Origin of the sequence: Gluconobacter sp. Dm-44, assembly GCF_018256175.1 — a bacterium.
GTDB lineage: Bacteria > Pseudomonadota > Alphaproteobacteria > Acetobacterales > Acetobacteraceae > Gluconobacter > Gluconobacter cadivus.
In genome coordinates this window covers 1-22,361 of sequence record NZ_JAERLZ010000004.1, presented here as the reverse complement: position 1 = coordinate 22,361, position 22,361 = coordinate 1, and the positions used below count along the sequence as shown (strand labels likewise).

The 22,361-nt window shown below is 60.5% G+C and carries 19 protein-coding genes; 12 read left to right on the top strand and 7 right to left on the bottom strand.

Annotated features, from left to right (window positions below):
- Positions 1–4 precede the first annotated feature (4 nt).
- Complete coding sequence (locus JK213_RS06620) at positions 5–1,936, bottom strand: hypothetical protein (protein ID WP_211571327.1); 1,932 nt, start codon at positions 1,934–1,936, stop codon at positions 5–7.
- A 423-nt stretch (positions 1,937–2,359) separates the two neighbouring features.
- Here JK213_RS06620 and JK213_RS06615 point away from each other — a divergent pair, with 423 nt between their 5' ends.
- Positions 2,360–3,223 carry a deaminated glutathione amidase gene (locus tag JK213_RS06615; RefSeq protein ID WP_349291791.1) on the top strand — a complete coding sequence of 288 codons (864 nt, stop codon included), beginning with the start codon at positions 2,360–2,362 and terminating at the stop codon, positions 3,221–3,223.
- A gap of 34 nt (positions 3,224–3,257) precedes the next feature.
- On the opposite strand, the gene hydA is transcribed toward JK213_RS06615, so the two are convergent.
- From hydA to JK213_RS06585, 6 genes are read right to left on the bottom strand one after another with little or no spacing between them, the layout of a single operon-like run.
- Complete coding sequence (hydA, locus tag JK213_RS06610; protein ID WP_194261733.1) at positions 3,258–4,646, bottom strand: dihydropyrimidinase; 1,389 nt, start codon at positions 4,644–4,646, stop codon at positions 3,258–3,260.
- A 30-nt stretch (positions 4,647–4,676) separates the two neighbouring features.
- Complete coding sequence (locus JK213_RS06605; RefSeq protein WP_228125387.1) at positions 4,677–5,330, bottom strand: GntR family transcriptional regulator; 654 nt, start codon at positions 5,328–5,330, stop codon at positions 4,677–4,679.
- Positions 5,330–6,271 (bottom strand): dihydrodipicolinate synthase family protein, encoded by a 942-nt coding sequence (locus JK213_RS06600; RefSeq protein ID WP_194261734.1) that lies wholly within the window; start codon positions 6,269–6,271, stop codon positions 5,330–5,332. The genes JK213_RS06605 and JK213_RS06600 overlap by 1 nt, the downstream gene beginning before the upstream one ends.
- Positions 6,268–7,422 carry an FAD-binding oxidoreductase gene (locus tag JK213_RS06595; protein WP_194261735.1) on the bottom strand — a complete coding sequence of 385 codons (1,155 nt, stop codon included), beginning with the start codon at positions 7,420–7,422 and terminating at the stop codon, positions 6,268–6,270. The genes JK213_RS06600 and JK213_RS06595 overlap by 4 nt, the downstream gene beginning before the upstream one ends.
- Positions 7,419–8,840 (bottom strand): NAD(P)/FAD-dependent oxidoreductase, encoded by a 1,422-nt coding sequence (locus JK213_RS06590; RefSeq protein WP_194261736.1) that lies wholly within the window; start codon positions 8,838–8,840, stop codon positions 7,419–7,421. Before JK213_RS06590 ends, JK213_RS06595 begins: the two co-directional genes overlap by 4 nt.
- Positions 8,827–9,090 (bottom strand): (2Fe-2S)-binding protein, encoded by a 264-nt coding sequence (locus JK213_RS06585; protein WP_194261737.1) that lies wholly within the window; start codon positions 9,088–9,090, stop codon positions 8,827–8,829. The genes JK213_RS06590 and JK213_RS06585 overlap by 14 nt, the downstream gene beginning before the upstream one ends.
- Positions 9,091–9,217: 127 nt before the next feature.
- On the opposite strand from JK213_RS06585, the gene JK213_RS06580 reads away from it, so the two are divergent.
- The 11 genes from JK213_RS06580 to JK213_RS06530 all read left to right on the top strand — a co-directional run bounded on the left by JK213_RS06580 (position 9,218) and on the right by JK213_RS06530 (position 22,264).
- Positions 9,218–10,018 (top strand): transporter substrate-binding domain-containing protein, encoded by an 801-nt coding sequence (locus tag JK213_RS06580; RefSeq protein ID WP_194261738.1) that lies wholly within the window; start codon positions 9,218–9,220, stop codon positions 10,016–10,018.
- A complete protein-coding gene (locus JK213_RS06575; protein ID WP_194261739.1) occupies positions 10,015–10,674 on the top strand; it encodes an amino acid ABC transporter permease in 660 nt (219 codons plus the stop codon). Before JK213_RS06580 ends, JK213_RS06575 begins: the two co-directional genes overlap by 4 nt.
- A complete protein-coding gene (locus tag JK213_RS06570) occupies positions 10,671–11,324 on the top strand; it encodes an amino acid ABC transporter permease (protein ID WP_194261740.1) in 654 nt (217 codons plus the stop codon). The genes JK213_RS06575 and JK213_RS06570 overlap by 4 nt, the downstream gene beginning before the upstream one ends.
- Positions 11,311–12,084: an amino acid ABC transporter ATP-binding protein gene (locus tag JK213_RS06565; RefSeq protein ID WP_194261741.1), complete on the top strand. Its 774-nt coding sequence runs from the start codon at positions 11,311–11,313 to the stop codon at positions 12,082–12,084. Before JK213_RS06570 ends, JK213_RS06565 begins: the two co-directional genes overlap by 14 nt.
- A 14-nt stretch (positions 12,085–12,098) precedes the next feature.
- Positions 12,099–12,989 carry a dihydrodipicolinate synthase family protein gene (locus tag JK213_RS06560; RefSeq protein WP_194261742.1) on the top strand — a complete coding sequence of 297 codons (891 nt, stop codon included), beginning with the start codon at positions 12,099–12,101 and terminating at the stop codon, positions 12,987–12,989.
- Position 12,990: 1 nt separating this feature from the next.
- Complete coding sequence (locus JK213_RS06555) at positions 12,991–13,839, top strand: transporter substrate-binding domain-containing protein (RefSeq protein ID WP_194261743.1); 849 nt, start codon at positions 12,991–12,993, stop codon at positions 13,837–13,839.
- A gap of 38 nt (positions 13,840–13,877) precedes the next feature.
- Complete coding sequence (locus JK213_RS06550; RefSeq protein ID WP_194261744.1) at positions 13,878–14,609, top strand: amino acid ABC transporter permease; 732 nt, start codon at positions 13,878–13,880, stop codon at positions 14,607–14,609.
- The gene (locus tag JK213_RS06545) at positions 14,609–17,482 is read left to right on the top strand and encodes an FAD-dependent oxidoreductase (RefSeq protein WP_194261745.1); all 2,874 of its coding nucleotides are present in this window, start codon (positions 14,609–14,611) and stop codon (positions 17,480–17,482) included. The genes JK213_RS06550 and JK213_RS06545 overlap by 1 nt, the downstream gene beginning before the upstream one ends.
- Entirely contained in the window at positions 17,479–18,213 is a 735-nt protein-coding gene (locus tag JK213_RS06540; protein ID WP_194261746.1) for an amino acid ABC transporter ATP-binding protein, read from the top strand. The genes JK213_RS06545 and JK213_RS06540 overlap by 4 nt, the downstream gene beginning before the upstream one ends.
- 111 nt (positions 18,214–18,324) lie before the next feature.
- Positions 18,325–19,593, top strand: coding sequence for an ArgE/DapE family deacylase (locus JK213_RS06535; protein ID WP_322783026.1), 1,269 nt, complete (start codon positions 18,325–18,327; stop codon positions 19,591–19,593).
- Between the two features lie 97 nt (positions 19,594–19,690).
- Complete coding sequence (locus tag JK213_RS06530; protein ID WP_228125389.1) at positions 19,691–22,264, top strand: TonB-dependent siderophore receptor; 2,574 nt, start codon at positions 19,691–19,693, stop codon at positions 22,262–22,264.
- Positions 22,265–22,361 lie beyond the last annotated feature (97 nt).

The window sequence follows — 22,361 nt, the reverse complement described above, 5'->3', positions numbered from 1 at the left end:
GCTCTTACTGGAAGGGCAGGTAGCGGAAGTCGAAGAAGATTTGACTCATGCTGGTATGTGGATCGCCACCGATGCCGGACCAGATCTGACGTCGGGAATAGGCAAGCTGTGTGCCCGCCTCGACAGTTCCGAACTTGCCCTTGAAGAAGCGCCACCAGCCGCCAATCGTGACTTCGGACACGCCGCGTGTGTTGGCGGTGCAGGACAGGGTGGAGAGTTCCTGAAGACAGCCAGCGTTGGAGTAGGCGGGGTTGCCGTAGCCGTAAGACCCGCCGTTCTGGTTGAAATAGGAATGGCCGACGCGCTGTGTGCCAAAGTATCCGTACACATCAATCCGCGGATTGGGATGCGCGATGATGCCCGCCTGCGCCTGAACGCCGAAGAGTGGATCAGGGCTGCCATTGGCCTTGAGCGTGGCGTCGGGCAGCAGCACGGAGCCGTAGCGGTTGATGCCCCAGCCCGCGAGGCCAGCCATACGCAGTTCCAGTTTACCGGGGATGAGGGGCAGGATCATGGAACCACCCGCTCCTCCGCCGACAGCGGTGTTGTTATGGCCGGTATGGCCCATGGTTACGCGGTCATGGGGGAAGTGCAGGATGCCTTCCATTTCGTAGTGACCCCAGACGGGATCGTAAGCGACCTTACCAATGACATCCGGGGCGATTTCGTTGGAAAAATTGGTCGTATCATTGGTCAGTCCAACGCCGTTTTCGCCGATCGTGACGGTCGAGCCATTGGGCATCGCGACAGCGCCGTTCGTGTTTGAAAAGCCGGTCGTATCATACAGCGTGGCAGGATTTTCAATGGAAAGGCCGGTCCACAGGCGGTGATGGAAGAAATCCTTCACGATGCGGACCTGCCATTGCCGGGACCATGTCTGGCCTGCGAGCATGGACGCCTCAATGGTTTCCGGAAGACTTTCCTGCCGCGCGACGATGCCTGCACGGCCCGGCGTCAGGAGGCTCCAGGCCTGACCGCCGAGGAAATGCCAGCCTTCCGTATTGTCGTCATAGGCGAGATAGGCCTGACGCAGACGGAAGGAGTAGCTGTTGCTTTCGTAGGGGTCAGTCGTGACAGCACCGGCGCCGAAATCGGATTCAAAGAAACCGGAAATCGTTGATTCCGAATCAATATTGCCGCGTGCCAGCAGGGACAGGCGGCTGTAACGCGCGCCGCCCGTAAAATTGTTGGTGTGATAGCGCGGCTCATTTGGATACGGCATGTCCTGCCAGTAGTTGAACGTGTCCGAAGCGATATGGCGGTTTTCGAGCACAGCGGCGGTATCGACGAACCCACCCAGCATGAGTGTGACGGGGCCAAGATGGAAAACCCCGTGATCACCAATTGCACCCGCAGACTGTGCGCCAACAGTTTCGCGCGGATGAGGGCCGACGCCGTTCTCTGCGAAATGAACCAGAACGTCTTCGGCGCGATGCCCCACAACGGCAAGTTCAGATCCTTTGCCGGTGTCTATCAGGTCACGTCCGCTTGGCGAGAGGGACACCCTGTCGCGCCGTGCATGAGCGCCTCGCACTGGCTCCGAACCGGAGGATGCTGTCATTTCACGCTCGACACCGGAGGTTTCGGGCGGTTCAGTCGTTTTGTTGCCGTGATGATGGACGGATGCGGTGATGATGTGCCCGGAATGATTTTCCTGTGTAGCAATCTGTTCGGCATGGGGGGAGGTGGTGCGGATCGGTGATGCGCCTGAGGCGTGGTGTCGGGCGATTTCTGCTTTCAGGAGGGCCATGTCGTGATTGATGGCGCGCTGTTCTTCCTGCACATGGGCCTGAGCGGCCTGAAGGCGGCTCATTTCCTGTTCCATTTTCGAAACAATATCGTCGTCGGCGCGTGCCTGTGCGCTCAGTGCGAGTGCGCCCAGAGCCGTTCCAAGAAACAGGGATGTGCGTCCCGAATAACGCAGGGACCGCAGCATGTGAAAGGTGAGCAGAATCAAGTAATCCCCCGTGTCAAAAGATGTCAGGAGCATGTGCATGAACATGGGCCCGATAGCTCTTAAAAATATTTTCAGAGGAATGGCAGAAGGCCGGAAACCGCAAGGGACGGGCGGGAAAGTGACAATATTCTCGGAGGGATCTGATCAACATAACGGAATCGTGAAGTCTTTTTTAAAGATAGGAATGTTGGTCTGAACTGAGGAAAGAAAAAATCAGGATAAATTTTGATAAAACTTGTCTGAAAATTTAAGGAGATAAGCTGATTAATATTATTAATACATTATATTATTCGGAATTTATGTTTTATTTTCCGGAATTTGTTTTAGAATTTATTTTTTCCTGATTCCTGTTTGAGGAATTTGTTCCTGTAATAAAAAGTATCAACCTCCTGCATCTTCACCGTGACGTACGGGTCGGGCATGGTGGGAGCCTGGATCTGGGCGTGTATCCGCTCTTTTGGAAAATGGAATGCGATGATGAAAGTTGCTCTGGGACAGTTTGCTGTTGCGCCGGACTGGGAAACCAACCAGCGGCAATGTCTGGATCTGATCGCGCAGGCAAAGGCGGGCGGCGCTGAACTGCTGCTTCTGCCCGAAGGCATTCTGGCGCAGGACATCAACAATCCGGAGCTTCTGCCTCAGACGGCACAGCCGCTGGATGGCCCGTTCATGGAAGGACTGCGTGCCGCCAGCCAGGGCATTGCCGTGGCGGGATGTGTGAATGTGCCGGACGGGCACGGACGGTTCTACAACACGCAGTTCGTCCTGCGCGACGGGGCGTTTATCGCACAGTATCGCAAGCTGCATCTCTACGATGCGTTCAGCATGAAGGAATCCCAGCGGACATCGCCGGGGCTGGAGCTGCCGCCCATCGTGCAGATCGGTGACATGAAAGTCGGTCTGATGACCTGCTATGATGTGCGCTTCCCGGAACTGGCGCGCCATCTCGCTCTGGCGGGGGCCGAGGCCATATTGTTGCCCGCAGCCTGGGTCAGAGGCCCGATGAAGGAACGGCACTGGGAAATCATGGCCGTGGCGCGGGCTCTGGAGAACACCTGTTATGTCGTGGCGGTCGGAGAATGTGGCGCGCGCAACTGCGGCGCCAGCATGGTGGTCGATCCGCTGGGCGTGATTACGCTCGCGTTGGGTGAAGCGCCCGCTCTGGGTTTTGCCACACTGGATCGTGAGCGGATTGCCCATGCGCGGCGCGTGCTTCCGGTTCTTGAAAACCGCCGCTTCGCTGACCCGGTTCTGGCCGACCGGTAAGTCGGCCTTCACTCAGGACGCTGGGGCGAAAGCCTCAGCCCCGGCGTGACCTGAGGAAGCGTCCCGTGCCGGGCTGGGCGGTGACGGTGCCGTTGTCCATGGCCAGCACGCCTCTCTGGAACACCTTGACCGGCCACCCCTGAACCTGCCGCCCTTCATAGGGCGTGTAGTCGATATTGCTCTGGAACAGGGCGTTGGTGATCGTGACGGATTTGTTCGGGTCCCACAGGACGAGATCCGCGTCCGAACCCGGAGCAATCGTTCCTTTTTCGGGATAGAGCCCGTAGCGCTGGGCCGGGGTGGTGGCGGTCAGGCGTACGAAGTCCGTCAGGTCGATTTTTCCGCCGTTGATGGCGGCATCGTAGAAGACCGGAAGGCGTGTTCCGAGGCCCGGCATACCATTGGGAATCAGCGAGAAATCCGCATCCCGGCCGTGGCGTCCCTTGCCGATGGTCCCATCAAACGTATAGCCGCAGTGATCCGAAGAAATGATGCTGATGACACCGTTGCGAAGATACTGCCACATGCCGTCCTGAGCGGCTTTCGTGCGCAGAGGCGGGCTGCAGATATATTTCGTCCCCTCAAAACCGTCCCGCTTGAGGTCGTCTTCCGTCAGGGTCAGGTAATGCGGGCAGGTTTCTGCAACGACTTTCACATCCCGGGACTGGGCGCGGGCGATCTCTTCGGCGACGTCGGGGCAGGAGACGTGAAAGATCTGGATCTTCCGGTCAACCAGTTCGCTCATTGTCATGGCGCGGTATGTGGCTTCACGCTCTACGGCAGGCGGACGCGAGGTTGCGTGCCCGTGCGGCTCGGTGCGGCCTTCCGCGAGGTGCTGCAGGATCAGGTGACGGATGGCGTCATAGTTCTCGCAGTGGACGGATACGATGATGTCGCTTTTGCGGGCCGCTTCCAGAACCTGAAGAAACTGGCCGTCCGTCAGATGGAAATCGTCATAGGTCATGAAGACCTTCAGTCCTGCCGCGCCACGCTCGGCCACGACGGGAATGTCGTCGCGGATGGTCTGTTCGTCAGTGCGGGTGATGATTTGGTGGATGGCGAAATCAATGCGGGAATTGCCGCCTTTTTCGCGATAGGCGTCGAACTGCTCCACAAGGCCCCGGCCGGGGACGTGGGACGCGAAACAGACGACCGTTGTGGTTCCGCCCAGCAGTGCCGATCCGGTGGCGGAGACGAAATCGTCTTCATGGATCGTGCCGTCGGCTTCTTCCTGTTCGATATGACAATGACCGTCAATTCCGCCCGGCAAGACGAGCAGGCCGGTGGCATCAATCGTCTCATGGCCTTTCAGGTCGAAACCGATATCGACGATCTTTGAGCCGTTTATTCCGATATCGGCAGTATATTTATCCGTGGCGGTCACGATCATGCCGTTGCGGATAACGATGTCAAAAGTCGTCATGACGGTTTCTCCTGAAATGGGCAGGGGTGGTCAGCCGCCCCTGAGAATGTCCATGCAGTCTGTCGCGACATTGCGCAGATGCATGACCATGGCGTCGCGCGCGCCGGTGCTGTCGCCGTCGAGCAGCGCGTCCAGAATGGCCAGATGTTCGCGCGTGGATGCGGGAACGCGTCCGAGCGGGTAGCTGACTTCGCACAGACGCGTCAGGGTCCGCAGTTCGTTAATGGAACGGAGCAGGACCGTGTTGCCCGAGACTTTGGGAAACATCAAATGGATGCGGTCGTCGAGTTGCCACTGCGCGGCGGTCTGTTCGGGTGTCTCGCCAAGTTCGATGACTTCGCGGCGGAGATTTTCCAGCACTTTGCGATCAAGCCTGTCGAATGACAGATTGATGGCTTCGCTTTCAAGGATCTCACGGATATGGATACCCTGAAAGAATTCGGTAGCCGAGACGTTCCGCACTGCAAACGAGCGCGAGCCCTGCTTGACCAGAAGATCCTCGGCGGCGAGTCGCATCAGGGCCTCGCGAACGGGCGTGCGCGAGATCTCGAGATGATCCGCCAGGCGCCCCTCCACGACGGACATGCCGCCGGGGAGTTCTTTTTCAAGGATCATGCGCCGGATCTGTGTATAGGCCAGTTCCGCGAGATTCAGCTCGCGTTCGGCCACCATATAATCGCCCATTACGGTCCTTCCAGTGCCATTGCATCGTGCAAGGCTGCTGACAGCTCCTGCCATTCTTCGGGGGCGATGATATCAGAAGCCTTGCGGGTGCGGCAGGAGGGCCATTTGCCCTGCATGACCAGACAGGCCTTCAGACGCAGCGTAGCCCGGCCCGAGGGCGCACGACCGTAAATCAGGTTCGCCAGCGGCTGGATCGCGTCATGGACACGGCGCGCAGCGGGCAGGTCATCGTTCTCCATCGCGCGCCACAGTTTGGCGAGCGAGACGGGCAGGATCGCCGCGAGGCTGACGAGGCTGCCGGTCGTTCCAATGGCGAAGCACGGCAGGAGATGTTCGTCTCCCGACGCCATGACGTCCACATGCGGGGCCACGCGCGCGGCCAGCCTGCGGTGTTTGTCATAGGCGTTGGTTTCCCAGCTTCCTTCCTTGATGGCGACGATGCCGGGGAGCCTGAGCAGGCTTTCCAGAATGGGAAGGGAATAGGCCATGCCGCCGCTGCCGACGGAGGATTGATACAGCATGATCGGGACATCGACGGCCTCGCAGATCGCGGCGTGATGGGCGATGATGGCGTCATGATCCTGCGACACCGCCCATGAAAACGGCGGGAACACGAGCAGTGCGTCCGCGCCGGCCGCGATGGCATCACGGGCATGAAGACAGGCTTCGTCGAGGTCTTCGGACAGGATGCCCGAGACGATGATGCGGTCTTTGCCGATGGTGTCGGCGGCCAGTTCCACGACGCGGCGCTTTTCCTCGCGGGTCAGGAGATGGTTCTCGCCCGCATGACCGTTGCACAGGATGCCCACAATGCCTTCGGCACGGGTGCAGTCCCACAGATGTTGTGTGAAGCGTGCCTCATCCAGCGTTCCGTCTTCCAGAAAGGGCACCAGCGTTGCGGCATATACGCCCCGGAATGGCGTGAGGGAGGCGGGGATCATGGGCGTGTTCCAGTGGCGGGGAGGGAGGAGAAGCGGGTGGGGTCGAACGCGCCCAGATCCGGGGCGCCGCCCAGAATGCGCTCGGCAAGCAGGCGGCCCATATATGGCCCGCTCGTAAATCCGGAATGGACACACCCGACAACGAAAGCATCGTCATCTGGTGTCAGCGCACCGATCAGAGGCATGGCATCGGGTGTTTCGGATTCGAGACCGAGCCAGACACGCAGGATCTGCGCTTCGTTGAGGCGCGGGACGACATGCTGGGCCAGACGGACATTGCCGCGAAGGTTTTCAGGAATGACTCGGGTGCCGCCCTGATGGATGTTGCCCTCGCCCTGCCAGCCGCCACCGATCAGCACGCTGCCATTGGCAAACTGCTTGAGGGACAGAAGGCCATTGGCAATGCTCAGCACGCTCCTCATGACGGGCGGCAGCGTTTCCGTGACGACAAGTTGGTTGATGAGGCAGCGGATTGGAATGTCATATCCGAGCCAGCCCAGCATCTTTTCCAGCCAGGCTCCGGTGCTGAGCACGATCCTGTGGCCCCGTACGGGATGCGCGCGGCCGGTCATCTGAACGTCGTAGCCTCCGCCCGTAACGGGGCAGATGCCCTCAACCGGACTGTTCTCGATGATCGTGACCCCGGCCTGCCTGAGGGCGCGGGCATAGGCCCCGCCGACGCGATAGGTCGGGATATGGCCGTCCAGCGCGCAGTAGGCGGCGGCGCGGAGGGTCGGGTTTACGCCGGGTTCGATCCTGATGGCCTCTTTGGCTGACAGGACTTCAATCGGCGCACCCATCTCCTGCCGGACATGCGCGCGCTGGCGCAGAAGCTCCTCTTCGGCTTCGGTAAAAGCCATGGACAGGCCGGGTGTGGCGAGGGCGCCGACGTCTTCTCCGAGCCAGTTGGCACTGTCGAGCCACATCTCGCGGCCACGGATGGCGTGGGGAATGAGCTGGGCGCGGGTCATGTGCAGGGTCAGGGTGCCAGCATTGACGCCGGATGCCGCCCGGAACATGTCCTCCCGGTCGATCAGGGCGACCTTCTGGCCAGCGCGGGCAAGAAAAAGCGCAGTTGTGGCGCCCATGACGCCCGCCCCCACGACGACCGTATCAAAGACATCCGGTCTGCTGTGCAGCGCCTGAGTCATAGGGGAGCTGCCTTCGGAAGAGGAATATCGGAATAGGTGAATTCTCCGGTCACGGCTGTGAGCGGGAGGGGGAAGAAGGGCATTCGCGCTGTGAAACTGCCTGCCTCTTCGGGGGTTTTGCCGCAGGCCGCCGCGAGCAGGCCGCGGGCGCTGTCCTCACACATGCGGCCCTGACACGGGCCCATGCCACAGCGCGTCCAGGCTTTGAGCTGGTTCAGGTCTTCGGCTCCGGTCTGAATGGCGGAACGCAGGGCCGCGGCTTTCACGCGTTCGCAGCGGCAGACGATGGTGTCGTCCTGAAGATGGGCGGGAATGGTGCTGCCGGCGTTCATCAGAGGCAGCATCCGGCGCGAAACGGCCTCAAGGCGACGGCGCTGACGGAGAGGTGTGCGTGTCAGGGTTTCATAAGTTTCCGTGGAGATTACACCCCGGTCATGGGCGATGGCATGAGCCGTGATCAGGCCCCGTAGACGGGCCACGGCCATACCCCGGACTCCGGCAGCGTCCCCCGTGACGTAAAGATCGGGGCGGCTGGTGCGGCCTGCGTTGTCTGTTACGGGTTCGAGATAGCCGCCGACCGGATCGTAACGGTGGTGAACGCCTGCCGTGCGGGTGATGAGAGTCGAGGGCTTGAGGCCATATCCGCAGGCCGCCGCTTCGGCGGCATAGAGGTGGCGGCGTTCAGGATGATCCATTTCGGTAACGGTCAGGAGCAGGCCGGTCTCCGTTTCCTGCGCTTCCGAAATATGGGCGCGATGATGGATCGGGATACCAGCCTTTCTGAGGCGCAACATCCAGCTTGTGGCCTGCGTCAGGCGTGCCGGGTCGAGCGACAGCATGGCGCCAAGACGCAGCCAGTCCGAACGATGACCGGCATCCACGATAGCCATGACCCGGCCCCCCAGTTCGAGAACCTGATGGGCGACGGAGAACAGGAGCGGCCCCGAACCCGCGACCACGACACTCTGGCCGGGCAGGGTGCCGCCGTTGCGCATCAGGATGCTGGCGCCCGCAAGACCGATGATGCGCGGAGTCGTCCAGCCCTGAAATGGCAGAAAACGTTCGGTGGCACCATTGGCGACGACGAGCGTTGCGGCGGGGAGTTGGTCGATGCCGTCCGGTCCGAGCAGGTCGAGCGTTAGTGTGGGCGACAGGCCCCAGACGCGGGTGGAGAACCGGACATTCACGCTGGATGCGGCCAGTTTCAGGCGCAAACTGTCGCCGCCGGAAAATTCGTGATTGGGCGGCACGACCCGACGTGCATAAGGTGAGGGCGCGCGGAAGATCTGGCCGCCTGCGACAGGCTGTTCGTCGATTAGGGTGACCGGGAAGCCATGCCGGGACAGGGCGATGGCAGAGGTCGTACCGGCAATGCCGCCACCGATGACGGTCATGGGAGAAAAGTCAGGACTGGACATAGGGCGTGACGGTCATGTTCGGGAGGACAGGAGTCTTGCAGGCATAGGCGACGGCGCCGTCGATGCGGACGCGGCATTCCTGACAGCTTCCCATGAAGCAGAACGCTCCGCGGGGTGTTCCATCGACGCCGGACCGGCCGAGTTCCGTAATTCCGGCGCGTCTGAGGGCTGCTGCAACCGGTTCTCCCTCGACCCCTTCGACGGTGCTGTTCAGGAAGGTGAAGGTTACAGGAGGCATCTTGTTTCCCATCAGGATCGGTCCGGAGAAGAAATTTCTTTTAAAGGGTTTTCTATCGTATACAGAACGTATATCTGGATTAGATCAGTGATCGGGTCACCGCAACCCCAAAGTCGCACAACATGCAGGGAAACCTTTCTTGAGAGCGATCCGGAACAGTCTTCTGCTGGGGGTCTGCGCTGCATCCGTCGTCCTGTGGGGCGGTGGCGTGCAGGCGAGGGACAGTGCCGCCATCCGGGCGAGCGGACACATCAATATCGGTGTGGAGCCCGGACTGCCCCCGCTTGGGGAATATGACGATCACAACGAACTTGTGGGATATGATGTCGATATCGGTCGGGCGATTGCGCAGGATCTGGGTGTTGAGCCGTGCTTTGTGACGCTCGCTTCCAGTGGTCGCATTCCCTATCTGATGGCCGGGAAAGTCGACATCGTTCTGGGCGGTCTGACGCGGACGCCTGCACGGGCGGATGTCATTGCATTTTCGCGGCCACTTTATTCCGAGCAGTTTGCGGTTATTGCTCCCGAAGATCGGGACATCGCGTCCTTTGCGGATCTTGAATCGGGCGCGCGCCGCCTGATTGAGGTGCGTGGGTCAACGGCGGTTGCGTATCTGCAACAGCATGTGCCCAAGGCGCCGATGCTGCTGCTTGAGAGTTATGCCGATGCCATTCGCGCGCTGGCGCAGGGGCGTGGCGATGCGATGGTGGATGTCATCGAATATGTCGGACACTATCTGCCGTCGCAGCCTCAGGTACACTGGCGGATTATCCGGGGATTCGCGCCACCCGTGGGGGACGACTGCATCGGGATGTCACAGCAGGACGTAGCCCTGCGTGCGGATGTGAACCGTATCCTTGACGGGATGGAGCGCGACGGACGTCTGGAGCAGATCCATCGCCGCTGGTTCGATCCCGCCGGTGCCGGGCACGCGCCATGACGGGGTTGGATTTCCCTCCCGTTTTCGCGCATCTCCCGTTTCTTCTGGGCGGTGTCGGGGTGACAATCCTGATCGCGACGCTGGCCTTTGCGTTCGGACTGTCGCTGGCGGTCGCACTGGCCGTTCTGCGCTTTGAAAATCAGGGCGTGTGGCGCAGGTTCAGTCGCAGCTATAGCACGGCCCTGACCAACACGCCGCAGCTTTCGCAGATCTTCGCTGTGTTTTACTGTCTGCCGCTGATGGGGCTGATGGTCTCGCCGTTCCTGTCAGTCGTGATCGGCATGACGCTCAATGCGGCTGCCTATCTGGCGGATATCCTCGGGGCGGGCATGGCGCGGGTGCCGCCGGTCTATCATGAAGTTGCGCTGACGCTGGGACTGAACCGGCGTCAGACCTATCTGCGGGTCATCCTGCCCTATGCGGGGCGTGCGATGTTTCCGGCGCTGGCTAACCATTTTCAGATCATGATTTTGGGCAGTGCCATGGCGTCCATTTTCGGCGTCGAGGACCTGACGGGCCGCGCCTATGATATCGGATCGACAACGTTCCGCATCCTTGAAGTTATGCTCGTGACGGGCGGATTGTATGCCCTGCTGTCTTTCGCGCTGACGGGCGTGTTTGCGCTGTTCCGCCGCACGATGGAGCGGATGGTATGATCGCGTTTTCGCATTATGACATCACCCTTCTGCTTCAGGCGATGGTCCGGACGGTCGTGCTGTCGCTGGGCGGCGGCATTCTCGGGATTGCGGGCGCCATCATCCTGACGGCGCTTCGCCTGTCCGAAATACGGGTCATGATACCGCTGCGGGTTCTGGCGGTGGTGTATGTCCAGACCATCCGGCGCATTCCGTTCATCGTGACGCTGTATATCGTCTTTTTCTGCACGGGCATGATGGGCGTGGATGTGTCGGCAACGGTTGTTGCGATTGGCTCCATTGGGCTGATTGCGGCGGCCTATCTCTGCGAAATCCTGCATGGCGGCGTCAAAACGGTTCCGGTGGAGCAGGTCGAGGCCGCGCTGGTGCTGAACCTGCCGCTCTGGGCGCGGTGGCGGCATGTGATCGGGCCGCAGGCGATGTCCGCCGTTGTGCCGCCTGCGGTGGGGTATCTGGTGCTGTTCATCAAGGATACGGCGCTGGCCTCCCAGATCGGAGTTGTGGAGCTGAGCCAGGCCGGAGTGATTCTGACCAATCGCGGCCTACCCTCAACGCAGGTCTTCTGTGTGGTTCTGCTGCTCTATTTCGCGATTTCCTATCCCCTGACCTGCCTGAGCCGCCTGCTGGAGAAACGTATTGCCGTACATTGATGTCCGGGACGTCTGCGTCCGCCACGGGAAAAACGAAACCCTGCGTCACGCTGGATTTGAGGCCGAACGCGGGGACATCGTGAGTTTCATCGGGCCGTCCGGTTCCGGGAAAACCACGTTTTTGCGGACGCTGATCGGGCTTCAGCCGGTCTGGCAGGGGCAGATGGGCGTGAACGGGCGGAACGTGGACATGGCCGTCCCTGCCTCTGCGCGCATTCTGCGGGAGCAGGCTGCGATCGTGTTTCAGCAATACGGACTGTTTGGTCATATGTCGGTTCTGCGGAACCTGACGCTGGCACCGACGGTCGTGACGAAGCGTTCGCGTCGGGAGGCCGAGCACGAAGCGCGTGCGCTGCTGGAGCGTCTGGGGCTGGCAGACAAGGCGGACGTGCTGCCAGCCGATCTGTCGGGCGGCCAGAAACAGCGTGTGGCGATTGCGCGCGCGCTTATGCTTCGCCCGGCACTGCTTCTGCTCGATGAGCCGACATCGGCGCTCGATCCGCACAAGGTGCGTGATGTCGGCGTGCTGCTGCGTGATCTGGCGCAGGACGGCATGACCATCATTCAGGTTTCCCACGCGATGGGTGTCGTCTCATCGCTGTCGGACAGGATCGTTCTTCTGGAAGACGGTCAGGTCAGAGCCGTCGGAACGGGGCGCGGGGATGCGGCGCAACAGCCCGATATCGCGGCGTTCATGAATACCCATGGCGGTGATGCCGCCACGGACCCGGCCGGATCGCGGTCGGACCCGGAACATTGAGGAAGGAAAGACCCATGAAGTTTCGTGGCACATATACCGTCATGATCACGCCTTATGACAGCGAAGGACGCGTTGACGTTCCGGGGCTGCGGCGCTTCACCGACTGGCAGATCGCACAGGGCATCGCAGGTTTGATCCCGTTGGGCTCGACCGGCGAATTCCTGTCGCTGACGGATGACGAACGCACACTGGTTGCACAGACCGTCATCGAGCAGGCCGCAGGCCGCGTTCCGGTTTTCATCGGAACAGGTGCGGAAAACACCTATGACGTGATCCGCTACAGCCAGGAAGCCGAGAAGCTCGGGGCGGATGGCGTCATGATCATTCCGCCGTTCTATTCCACGCCGACGGATGACGAGCTGTTCGTTCATTATCGCCGGGTGTCGGATGCGATCGGGCTGCCGATCATGCTCTACAACAACCCGGCCACGGCGAATGTGGATCTGAAGCCGGAACTCGTGGCGCGTCTGTCCCATATCGACAACTGCTGCCTGATCAAGGAATCCACGATGGATGTAACCCGCGTACGGGACATCATCCGGCTTTGCGGCGACCGGCTTTCGGTCTTTGGCGGCATCATGGGCTTTGAGAGCTTTCTTGAAGGCGCCATTGGCTGGGTCGCAGTGGCGTCCAACGTTGCGCCGCATGTCATGAGCGAGATTTTCAATCTCTGTGACGGTTACAAGGACATCGGAAAGGCGCGGGAGATGTATTTCCGCCATGTGCCGCTGATCCAGTTCGTAGGCGGGCAGGGTTATGTCTCGGGAACGAAAGCTCTGTTGAAACACATGGGCTTTGATGTCGGTGGTCCGCGCGCGCCGCGTCTGCCGCTGCCGGAAGCGGATGATGCCCGCGCCCTTCAGATCGTCCGCGATCTGGACCTGCGGTTCGAAGAGCGCGCCTGATATGGGGGGCAGCCCTGTATCCTGTCTGATCCGGGGAGCGGGGCTGCTCTGTGCGGCCCTGGCTTTCGGGGCGCAGGCGGCACCGTGTCCGCAGGCTGTTGAAGGGCTGATCTCTCCGCCGCATCTGGTCATGGCGACCAACCCGACGCTGCCGCCCCTGCAATATGTGACGGTGGACGGGCAGATCGCCGGAATGCGGGTCGAACTCGGAAACGAAATCGCCCGCAGGCTCTGTCTGACGCCGGTCATGCTCTCGACGTCCTTTGCGCAGCTCACACTCGGGCTGCTCGAAAAACGGTGGGACGTCATCAATACGGGGATGTTCTACACTGCCCAGCGGGCGCGGTTGATGGAGATGATCCCCTACGAAATCCAAGCGATCAGCGTATCTCTCAACGATGATTCCGCGCTGCATCCCGCACGACTTGAAGATCTGTCCGGCTCTTCGATCGGGGTCGAGATGGGCGGAATAGAAGAACACCATGCCCGTGAGGCCGATCAGGCCCTGCGGAATGCCAGACGGCCGGGCTTTGATATCAAGACGTTCCAGAACGTAGGCATCGCCTTTGCGGCGCTGCGCGCGCGGCAGGTGACGGCGGTGTTTTCCATTGATGCGGTCGCACGGCGCAACGCTCTTCAGGGTGGCGTGAAGCCTGTTCTGAAAGGGCTGTATCCCACGCCCGTTGCTCTGGCACTGCGGGACCCGGCTCTGGCGCAGCGTCTGGCGGATGTTCTGGAAGCCATGCGTGAGGACGGAACGCTGGAGCGGCTTATGGCGCCTTATGGCGTCGTACCCTTTCCCGGACGGATTGTGGTTTCAGGACCGTCCCATCCGTCCGACATGCACTGATACGACACACAAACACGATACGAACGCGGGGCATCGACATGCAGATCTGGAGCTGGCACGGCTTCTTCACCTATCTCGGCAGCCCCTATATCTTCCGGGGCGCGCTTATCACGGTCTATATGACGGCCGTCTCGATGGTGATGGGGTTTCTTCTGGGGCTGCTGATTGCGGTCATGAAGCGCTCGCAGCGCCGTCTGCTGTCCTGGCCTGCGCGGTTTTATGTCTGGTTTTTCCGGGGCACACCGCTGCTGGTCCAACTGGTCGTGATCTATACCGGTCTGCCGAAGCTGGATATCCGGCTGAGTGTTCTGGCGTGTTCGATTATTGGGCTGACACTGAACGAGGCAGCGTATCTCGCGGAAATTATCCGTGCGGGGCTGAATGCCGTGCCAACCGGCCAGATCGCGGCGGCACGGGCGCTGGGCCTGAGCGAGCGGCAGATCGCCTGGCGCATCGCATTTCCGCAGGCGTTCCGGCTCATCATCCCGCCGCTGGGCAATTCGGTGAATGGTCTGCTCAAGACGACCAGTGTGACCTCGGTCATTTCCATGGAGGAACTGATGCAGCGCAGCCAGATTCTGGTGCAGGACCAGTTCATGGTGTTGGAGCTGTTTTCCGTGGCGGCGCTGTATTATCTGCTGATGACGACGGCATGGGACTTCCTGCAACGGCGGATCGAGCATTATGCGGAGCGGCCCTATCGTCGCCAGCAGAAAACCGCAGCGGTTGAGGCCATCGAACTTCCCGCGACGACGCAGGATGCGCGCTGATGTCGGACCGGCTGAACTTCACGTTCAATGACGCCACCGTTTCCGCAAAACCCGGACAGACCCTGACGGCTGCGCTGATGGCCGCGGGCAGAATTGCGCACCGGACGGCGCCGGATGGATCGGAGCGTGGTCCGTTCTGCGGGATCGGGGCCTGTCAGGAGTGTCTGCTGGAGGTGGACGGGCAGATGTCCCGCCGGGGATGCATGACGCCGGTGCGGGACGGGATGCGGGTTCGTAGCAATGACCGTCTTCCGGATGCGGCTGTTTCAGCCTGTCTGGCGAAGGGTGAGGAGCGTCTGGCTGAACAGGCCTGCGATGTGCTGGTGGTGGGCGCGGGACCGGCGGGTTTGGTGGCAGCGACCGAACTGGCGCGCGGTGGGATGGATGTTCTCATCGTGGATGAACGCCATATTCCGGGCGGCCAGTATTTCAAACAGAACGCGGTGCATCCGGAGCGGCAGGATGATCAGGGTCGCAAGGGGAGGCACCTGATTGAAGCCATGCGGGCCAGTGGCGCGCGGCTGTGGCACGACACGCTCGTCTGGAGCGCCCATCGCGAAGAGGGCGCACTCGTTATCGGTAGTCTGCGGGATGGTGAGGCGTTCTATATCCGCACGCAACATATTATCGTGGCGACGGGTGCACAGGAAACGCCTGCGGCCCGACCGGGCTGGACGTTGCCGGGTGTCATCACGACGGGGGCCGGGCAGACAATGCTGCGCGCCTATGAAGCGGTGGCTCCGGGGCGGATCGTCATTGCCGGGAATGGCCCGCTCAATCTTCAGCTTGCGGCGGAACTGGTCCGGCGTGGCGCAGATGTGGCGGCCGTTGTGGATTCAGCGCCTGCGCCCGTAAAGCGGCCCTTTCTGGCAGGACGGCTTTCAATGGCATCTCCTCATCTGGCGCTCGCCGGGATGCGGCATCTCGCGACATTGCGTCGGGCCGGGGTACCGGTGCTGTGGGGAAGCGTTGTGACCCGCATTGAGGGCGAGGATCGTGTCGAGCGCGTGGCGGTGAGGCAGCAGGGAGGCGCAGAACGCTGGATCGAGACGCAGACTGTCTGCCTCGGAGACGGGTTCGTTCCTGCCAGCGAACTGCCACGGCTTCTGGGCTGCCGACAGCAGATCCGGAACTGGCCTGTGAGCCATCCCGAGACGGGCCGAGAACCCGACGGAAAGACCGATCAGGCGGATGTGTCCGTTATTGGTGAGGCCGGGCGTTTTGGGGGTGCTTTTCTGGCGCAGGCTCAAGGGGTGCTGTGTGCGGCCAGACTGCTGGAACGGGCAGGAAAACCGGTTCCGTCCGGTTTGGAACGCAGTCGGCGGGTATATCGCGATAATGCGCGTTTTCAGGAGCTTCTGTGGAAGCTGTATGATCCGGTTGTCTCGCTGCCGTCCCCTCAGGAGACGACCATCCTGTGCCGATGCGAATGCGTGACCGCAGGGACTGTCCGGGCCCGCGTGTCGGAAGATGGGATCACCGATCTGGCGTCTCTTAAACGAGCGACACGGGCCGGAATGGGGCGGTGTCAGGGGCGGTTCTGTCAGGCTTCGCTGATGAAGATGCTGCCGGAACCGAAAAACGAAAAGAATTTTACCGCACCGCAGATTCCGCTGCGGCCGGTTCCGGTTGCGGCCCTCGCGCGTCAAAAACCGGAATGGCGGGGGCATGTCCGTGTTCCCATTCCATCGGGGCTGGGAGCAGTGGGGCCATCGGCTTTCGGCGCTTTCGAGACTGTGGATGTCGTGGTCGTGGGTGGCGGGATCGTCGGGCTTTTCACGGCGCTGTTTCTCGCCGAAGCCGGGAAAAGTGTCGTGGTGCTCGAACGTGGTCGGGCCGGGGCACTGGCCTCGGGCGGCAATGCGGGCAGTCTGCACGCGCAGCTCATGGCATTCGACGCCAGCGCGGATACGGACGGACCGTCTATGCCTGCGCGGACGCTGGCGTTGCAGCGGGAATCCATCCGCATGTGGGAGGCGCTGCGCACAACGTTCGATCGCGATCTGGAGATCAAGGTCAGCGGCGGGTTGGTGGTGGCGGAAACCGAAGCCGATATGGACCGTCTGCGTAGCAAGGTCGCGGTCGAACAGGCCCTTGGCGTCGACGCGCGGCTTCTGGCATCGGACGAATTGCACGGGATCGAGCCCAATCTGAGAGATGGCTTTCTGGGCGGGGCGTATTGCTCCGAGGAAGGCAAGATCAATCCCATGGCGGCAACGCAGGCTGTTCTGGCGCGGGCACGGCGCGCGGGCGTGCGGGTTGAGGAACTTACAGCCTTGTCCGCAATCCAGCCCGACGGCACACGGTTTCATGTCAGCGCGGGGTCAAGGTGCTGGTCGGTCGGAGCGGTGGTGAATGCAGCCGGTGCCTATGCGGGAGAAGTCGCCGGGCTGGTCGGGCGTCGGCTGCCGGTTTTTGGTGCGCCGTTGCAGATGATCGTGACCGAGCCTGTGGCTCCGCTGGTCTTTTCGCTTCTGGCCCATGCAAGCCGGCATCTCACGCTCAAACAGGCCACGAACGGCTCGCTGCTGATCGGCGGGGGATGGAGTGCGGGGCTTGATCCGGTGCATGGGCATCCGCGACCGCTTCGGGAAAATCTGGAAGGAAATCTCTGGGTGGCACAAAGGCTGGTTCCGGCGCTGGGGGCCGTGAATGTCGTTCGGAGCTGGGCTGCGATGAACATCGATATCGATGGGGCTCCGATTCTTGGAGAAAGTCCGGACGTGCCGGGCTTTTTCACGGCCGTAACGGCCAATGGTGTCACGCTCGCTCCGGCCATGGGGCGGCATGTCGCGGATATGGTTCTGCGCCGCTCCGAACGTCCCGATCTGGAGATCTTTTCTCCCGCACGCTTTTATGGAGATCCGTCATGATCACGCTGGATACTGTGACGAAATCATATGGCGCCTTTCAGGTGCTCAAGGGCTGTTCGGCGGAGATCGGCAGAGGGGAGGTTGTGGTTGTCTGCGGCCCTTCGGGTTCGGGTAAGTCCACGCTCATCAAATGCATCAATGCGCTGGAGACGTTCGAGAGCGGGCAGATTTACGTTGATGGCATGGCCGTGCGTTCCGCGAACACCGATCATTCGGCGCTGCGGGCGAAAGCGGGGATGGTTTTTCAGAGCTTCGAGCTTTTTTCCCATCTAAGCATTCTGGACAACATCATGCTGGCCCCGCGTCTGGTCCAGAAACGGGGGAAGGAAGAACTTTGCGAGCATGCGAAAATGCTTCTACGCCGGGTCGGGCTGGAACAGCATGCGGACAAATATCCGATCGCCCTGTCCGGCGGCCAGCAGCAGCGGGCGGCGATTGCACGCGCTCTGGCGATGAAGCCGGATGTGATGCTGTTCGACGAGCCGACATCGGCGCTTGATCCTGAAATGGTGCAGGAAGTCCTTCAGGTCATGACCGAGCTGGCGCGCGAGGGCATGACCATGATGTGCGTCACCCATGAGATGGGATTCGCGCGTCAGGTCGCGACGCGGATTCTGTTCGTGGATGCGGGCGAGATCGTCGATGACTGCCCGGCGGCAGATTTTTTTGCAGGGCGCTGTTCGGCCAGAGCGCAGGCTTTTCTGCGGTTTGAGGAGGCGCACCCCAGCTGAAAGGAAATATTTTCAGCAAGAGGCAACATTCCGCTTCAGGATCGAATTCAGTTCGTATACAAAGAGAATATGAACTGAGGACTGTCAGGCGATCCGGTGGGAGAAGGCGCTGTGCTTGAAAAGACTTCCTGTTGCGAGAAAACGGCGAGCGAACGTCTGGGTCATGTCATCGACCGGGATTTCGATCTGCGTCAGGTGCCGTTCCTTCAGGATCTCGTCGGCGTCCCGTCGGACAATCCGCCCGGTGACTGCGCGCCGCACGCCCGGTTTTCCGCCGACAGGCTGCGGGCACTCGGTTTTGAAGTTGAATGCCATGCTGTCCCGCAGGACTTCGTGCAACGCCACGGTATGCAGAGCGCGACGAATCTGATCATCCGGGAGCGTTTCGGAAATGGCAGCGGCCCCGTCATTGCGCTCAATGCGCATGGCGACGTTGTCCCTCCCGGCGAGGGCTGGGTGCATGATCCATATGGCGGCATCATTGAAGATGGGAAGCTTTATGGGCGGGGTGCTGCGGTTTCGAAGTCAGATTTTGCGACCTATGCCTTTGCGCTGCGCGCGCTGAAGGAAGCCGGTTCTGACCTGTCCGGCACGGTCGAGCTTCATCTGACCTATGACGAGGAAATCGGTGGTCATGTCGGGCCGGGTTGGCTTCTCTCGGAAAAGCTGAGCACTCCCGACTACGTCATCAGTGCCGGTTTTACCTACGACGTGATGATTGCCCATAATGGCAGCCTTCAGCTTGATGTGACTTTCACGGGTAAGGCTGCGCATTCCGCATGGCCCGAGACGGGCGCCGATGCCATCGAGGCGGCGTGCCGTGTGATGACGGCTCTGTACGCTTATCGGGACGGGCTGGCGAAGACGGTCTGTTCCATTTCGGGTATTGAATCGCCGACGCTCGTCATTGGTACGATCAATGGTGGCGTTGCAGCAAACGTCGTGCCCGAACAGGCGACATTCCGGCTTGAGCGCCGGATTTTGCCAGACGAAAAAGCGGCCGAAGTCGAGACGGATCTGCGGCAGCTTATTGTGAATGCGGCAGATGTGCCGGGCGTGAGTTGCGTCGTAACGCAGCATCTTCTGGCGCTGCCACTGGTTCCGGATGAGGGGCAGGCCCCTTTGATCGGAGCTTTGCAGGACGCTGCCGAAGCGGTGTTCGGGGAACGAATTGCCGTCAAGGGTATGCCGTTGTTCACGGATGCCAGAATTTACAGCAATGCGGGCTATCCGACCGTGCTGTACGGGGCTGGTCCGCGTCGTCTTCAGGATGCCAATGGCCATCGTGCGAACGAGCATGTGGTTCTGGAAGATATGCGTCGTGCGACGAAGGTTGTCGCAACGGCACTTTCCCGCCTTTTACGTTCTGAATCCGAGTAATTCCCAATTCGGAATAAAAATCCCGCATAATTCCGTTATGCGATCCGACTGTTTCTGACTGATATCCCTGTGCTGCGCCAGGGCGATGGAGCCGATTATGAACATCAGGAAACTTGCGCTTTACTCTACGTTCCTCTCCGTCAGCGTCTGTAGTGGATCGGTTTTTGCAGCCTCGGAAAAAGCCGTACCGGAGCCGGCGAAGGCGTCCGTCCACAAAGCGCCGTCCAAAACGGTATCTCCGAAGACGCGCAGGCCGTCTGCGGCGAAACATCGGCCTGCGGATGTCATCGCCGGAAGCGAAGAAGGCGTGATCGTCACTGGAACGCATGCGTCCAACCGCCACGCCCGTCAGAGCACCAGCCCGATCACGGTCCTGTCCAGTGCGACGCTGCGTCGCTCAGGCATGATGAACCTTGCCGATGCGCTGACCAAGACCTATCCGTCCATCAATATGAGCACGATGGGCAATGACGCCGGTGCACTGACGTCCTTCATCCGGATGCGCGGCCTCAATCCGAATCAGGTTCTGGTTCTGCTGGATGGCAAGCGTCGGCACACCACGGCCAACATCAATGCCGATGCCGGTCCGAATTTTGGCGCGACGCCCGTGGATCTGAACATGATCCCGTCCAACATGATCGATCATATCGAGGTTCTCGAAGACGGCGCCGCTGCGATGTACGGCTCTGACGCCATTGCTGGTGTGGTGAACATCATCACCAAAAAGCAGGATCATGGGCTGAACATGAGCGCCCAGACGGGGGCGAACGCCTATAACGGTGATGGTTGGCAATACCAGCTCAACGCTGATGGTGGCTTCAAACTCGGCCGTGACGGCTATGCTCATATTGCGGCACAGGTTTACCATACGGACCATTTCGTAACCAACACGGTTGATAACCGTCTGGCGGGTTATGTTCCACCGGGGGCAGCGAACGAGCTGTATACCGGGTCGGTCAAAGTGCCCAAGAACTCCAACAAGATCATGAGTACGCCGGAAGAAACGCGCGAAAATCTGGGGATCGATTTCGGCAAGAACCTGACCGATGACATCCAGTTTTACGGGCAGATCACCTACGCGCACCGCCATGCGGAAGCATATGAGAACTACCGCGTCCCGTCTGGTTCCAGCGCCAGCAATCCGGAGCTGTTTCCATATGGCTACTCGCCGCTGGAGACGATCGACGAGAACGATTATGCCGCAACGCTGGGCCTGAAGGGTCGTCACTTCCTCGGTTTCGACTGGGATCTGAGCAGCACCTGGGGTGAGGATCTGGACAAGATTTCCAACCAGAACACCACCAACCCGAACATGTACGCCGCCACGGGCTACACGCCGACGACGGTGCGGACCTCCAATTTCCGTCTGGCACAGTGGACGAACAATCTTGATCTGCGCCGGAACTTCAAGATTGCCAACGTGGTCCCCGTCACGGTGGCTTTCGGTGGCGAACAGCGTCTGGAACAATACACCATTCTGGCGGGCGAACCTGCGTCTTACGAATATGGCGGCACTTCTGCGCTGGCGGGTCTGACGCCGCAGGATGCTGGCAAGTGGGATCGTGATGTCTGGGCGGCTTATCTGGATGGCGATTTCCATCTGCTGAAGAACTGGGATCTCGATTTCGCCGGTCGTTTCGAACACTACACCGATGTCGGAAATACCGAGAACGGCAAGGTTTCCACGCGTTACGACATCACCAAGCGCATTGGTCTGCGTGCGACGATCAGCAATGGTTTCCGAGCGCCGACCATGGCCGAACAGCATTACAGCGCCATCAATGTCGGGCCGACATCGGTGCTGGGACTGTTACCGGTTTCGTCTTCCGAAGCGCGTGCGACCGGGGCGTCTCCCCTCAAGCCCGAACGCTCGACCAGTGCGACGGGTGGCATCGTTCTTGAACCTGTCGACGGTTTCCATGTCGAGGCCGATGTCTATCAGATCAACATCCGCGATCGTGTCGTACAGGGTGGCAACGTGACGGGTCCGGCTGCGATTGCCGCACTTGAAGGCATGGGCGTTTCGCTTCCGGCTCTGACGCAGCTTTCCGAAAACGCCGTGCAGACCTATTACTTCACGAACGGCGCCAGCACGCGGACGCAGGGTCTGGATATCAAGGCGGATTACATGTTCCGCATGCATCGCTTCGGCAATCTGAGCCTGTCGATGGCGCTGGACCTGAACCGTACGCGTCTGTCTCATAACGGAATGTCTGCGACGGGATCACCGCTGCTGAATGCACAGAATATCGCTTACCTTACGACGGCCTATCCGCGCAGCAAGATCATTCTGAATGCGTTCTGGACAATCGGGAAATGGGACGTGAATCTTCGCCAGACCCGTTATGGCGAAACGACAGGCATGATGACGTATCAGGACTGGACGCCTACGGCGGCGATCTGTCCAATTGATGGCAAGCAGCTTCAGCAGTCCAGCAGCTGCTTTGCGCAGTTCAAGAATTCTCCGCGTTGGCTGACGGATCTGGAGATCGGGTATCGTGTCAATTCGCGTTGGCATCTGGCGGTGGGGGCGAACAACATCTTCAATATCCGTCCGCGCAAGCTGCCGGGTGAGCTGAACCAGCTTGGTGCCAACCCTTATGATACGTTCTCGTCTCAGGTGCCGATGACGGGTGGGTATTATTACGGGCGTGTGAACTTCACGCTCTGAGGGCTCTTATCTTCGTCTGCGGATGTGTTACGGTTGGTATCAGGCAAACATATCTGCAGATGAATGATGAAAAACGGGATTGCGTGGGGTGTGGGGG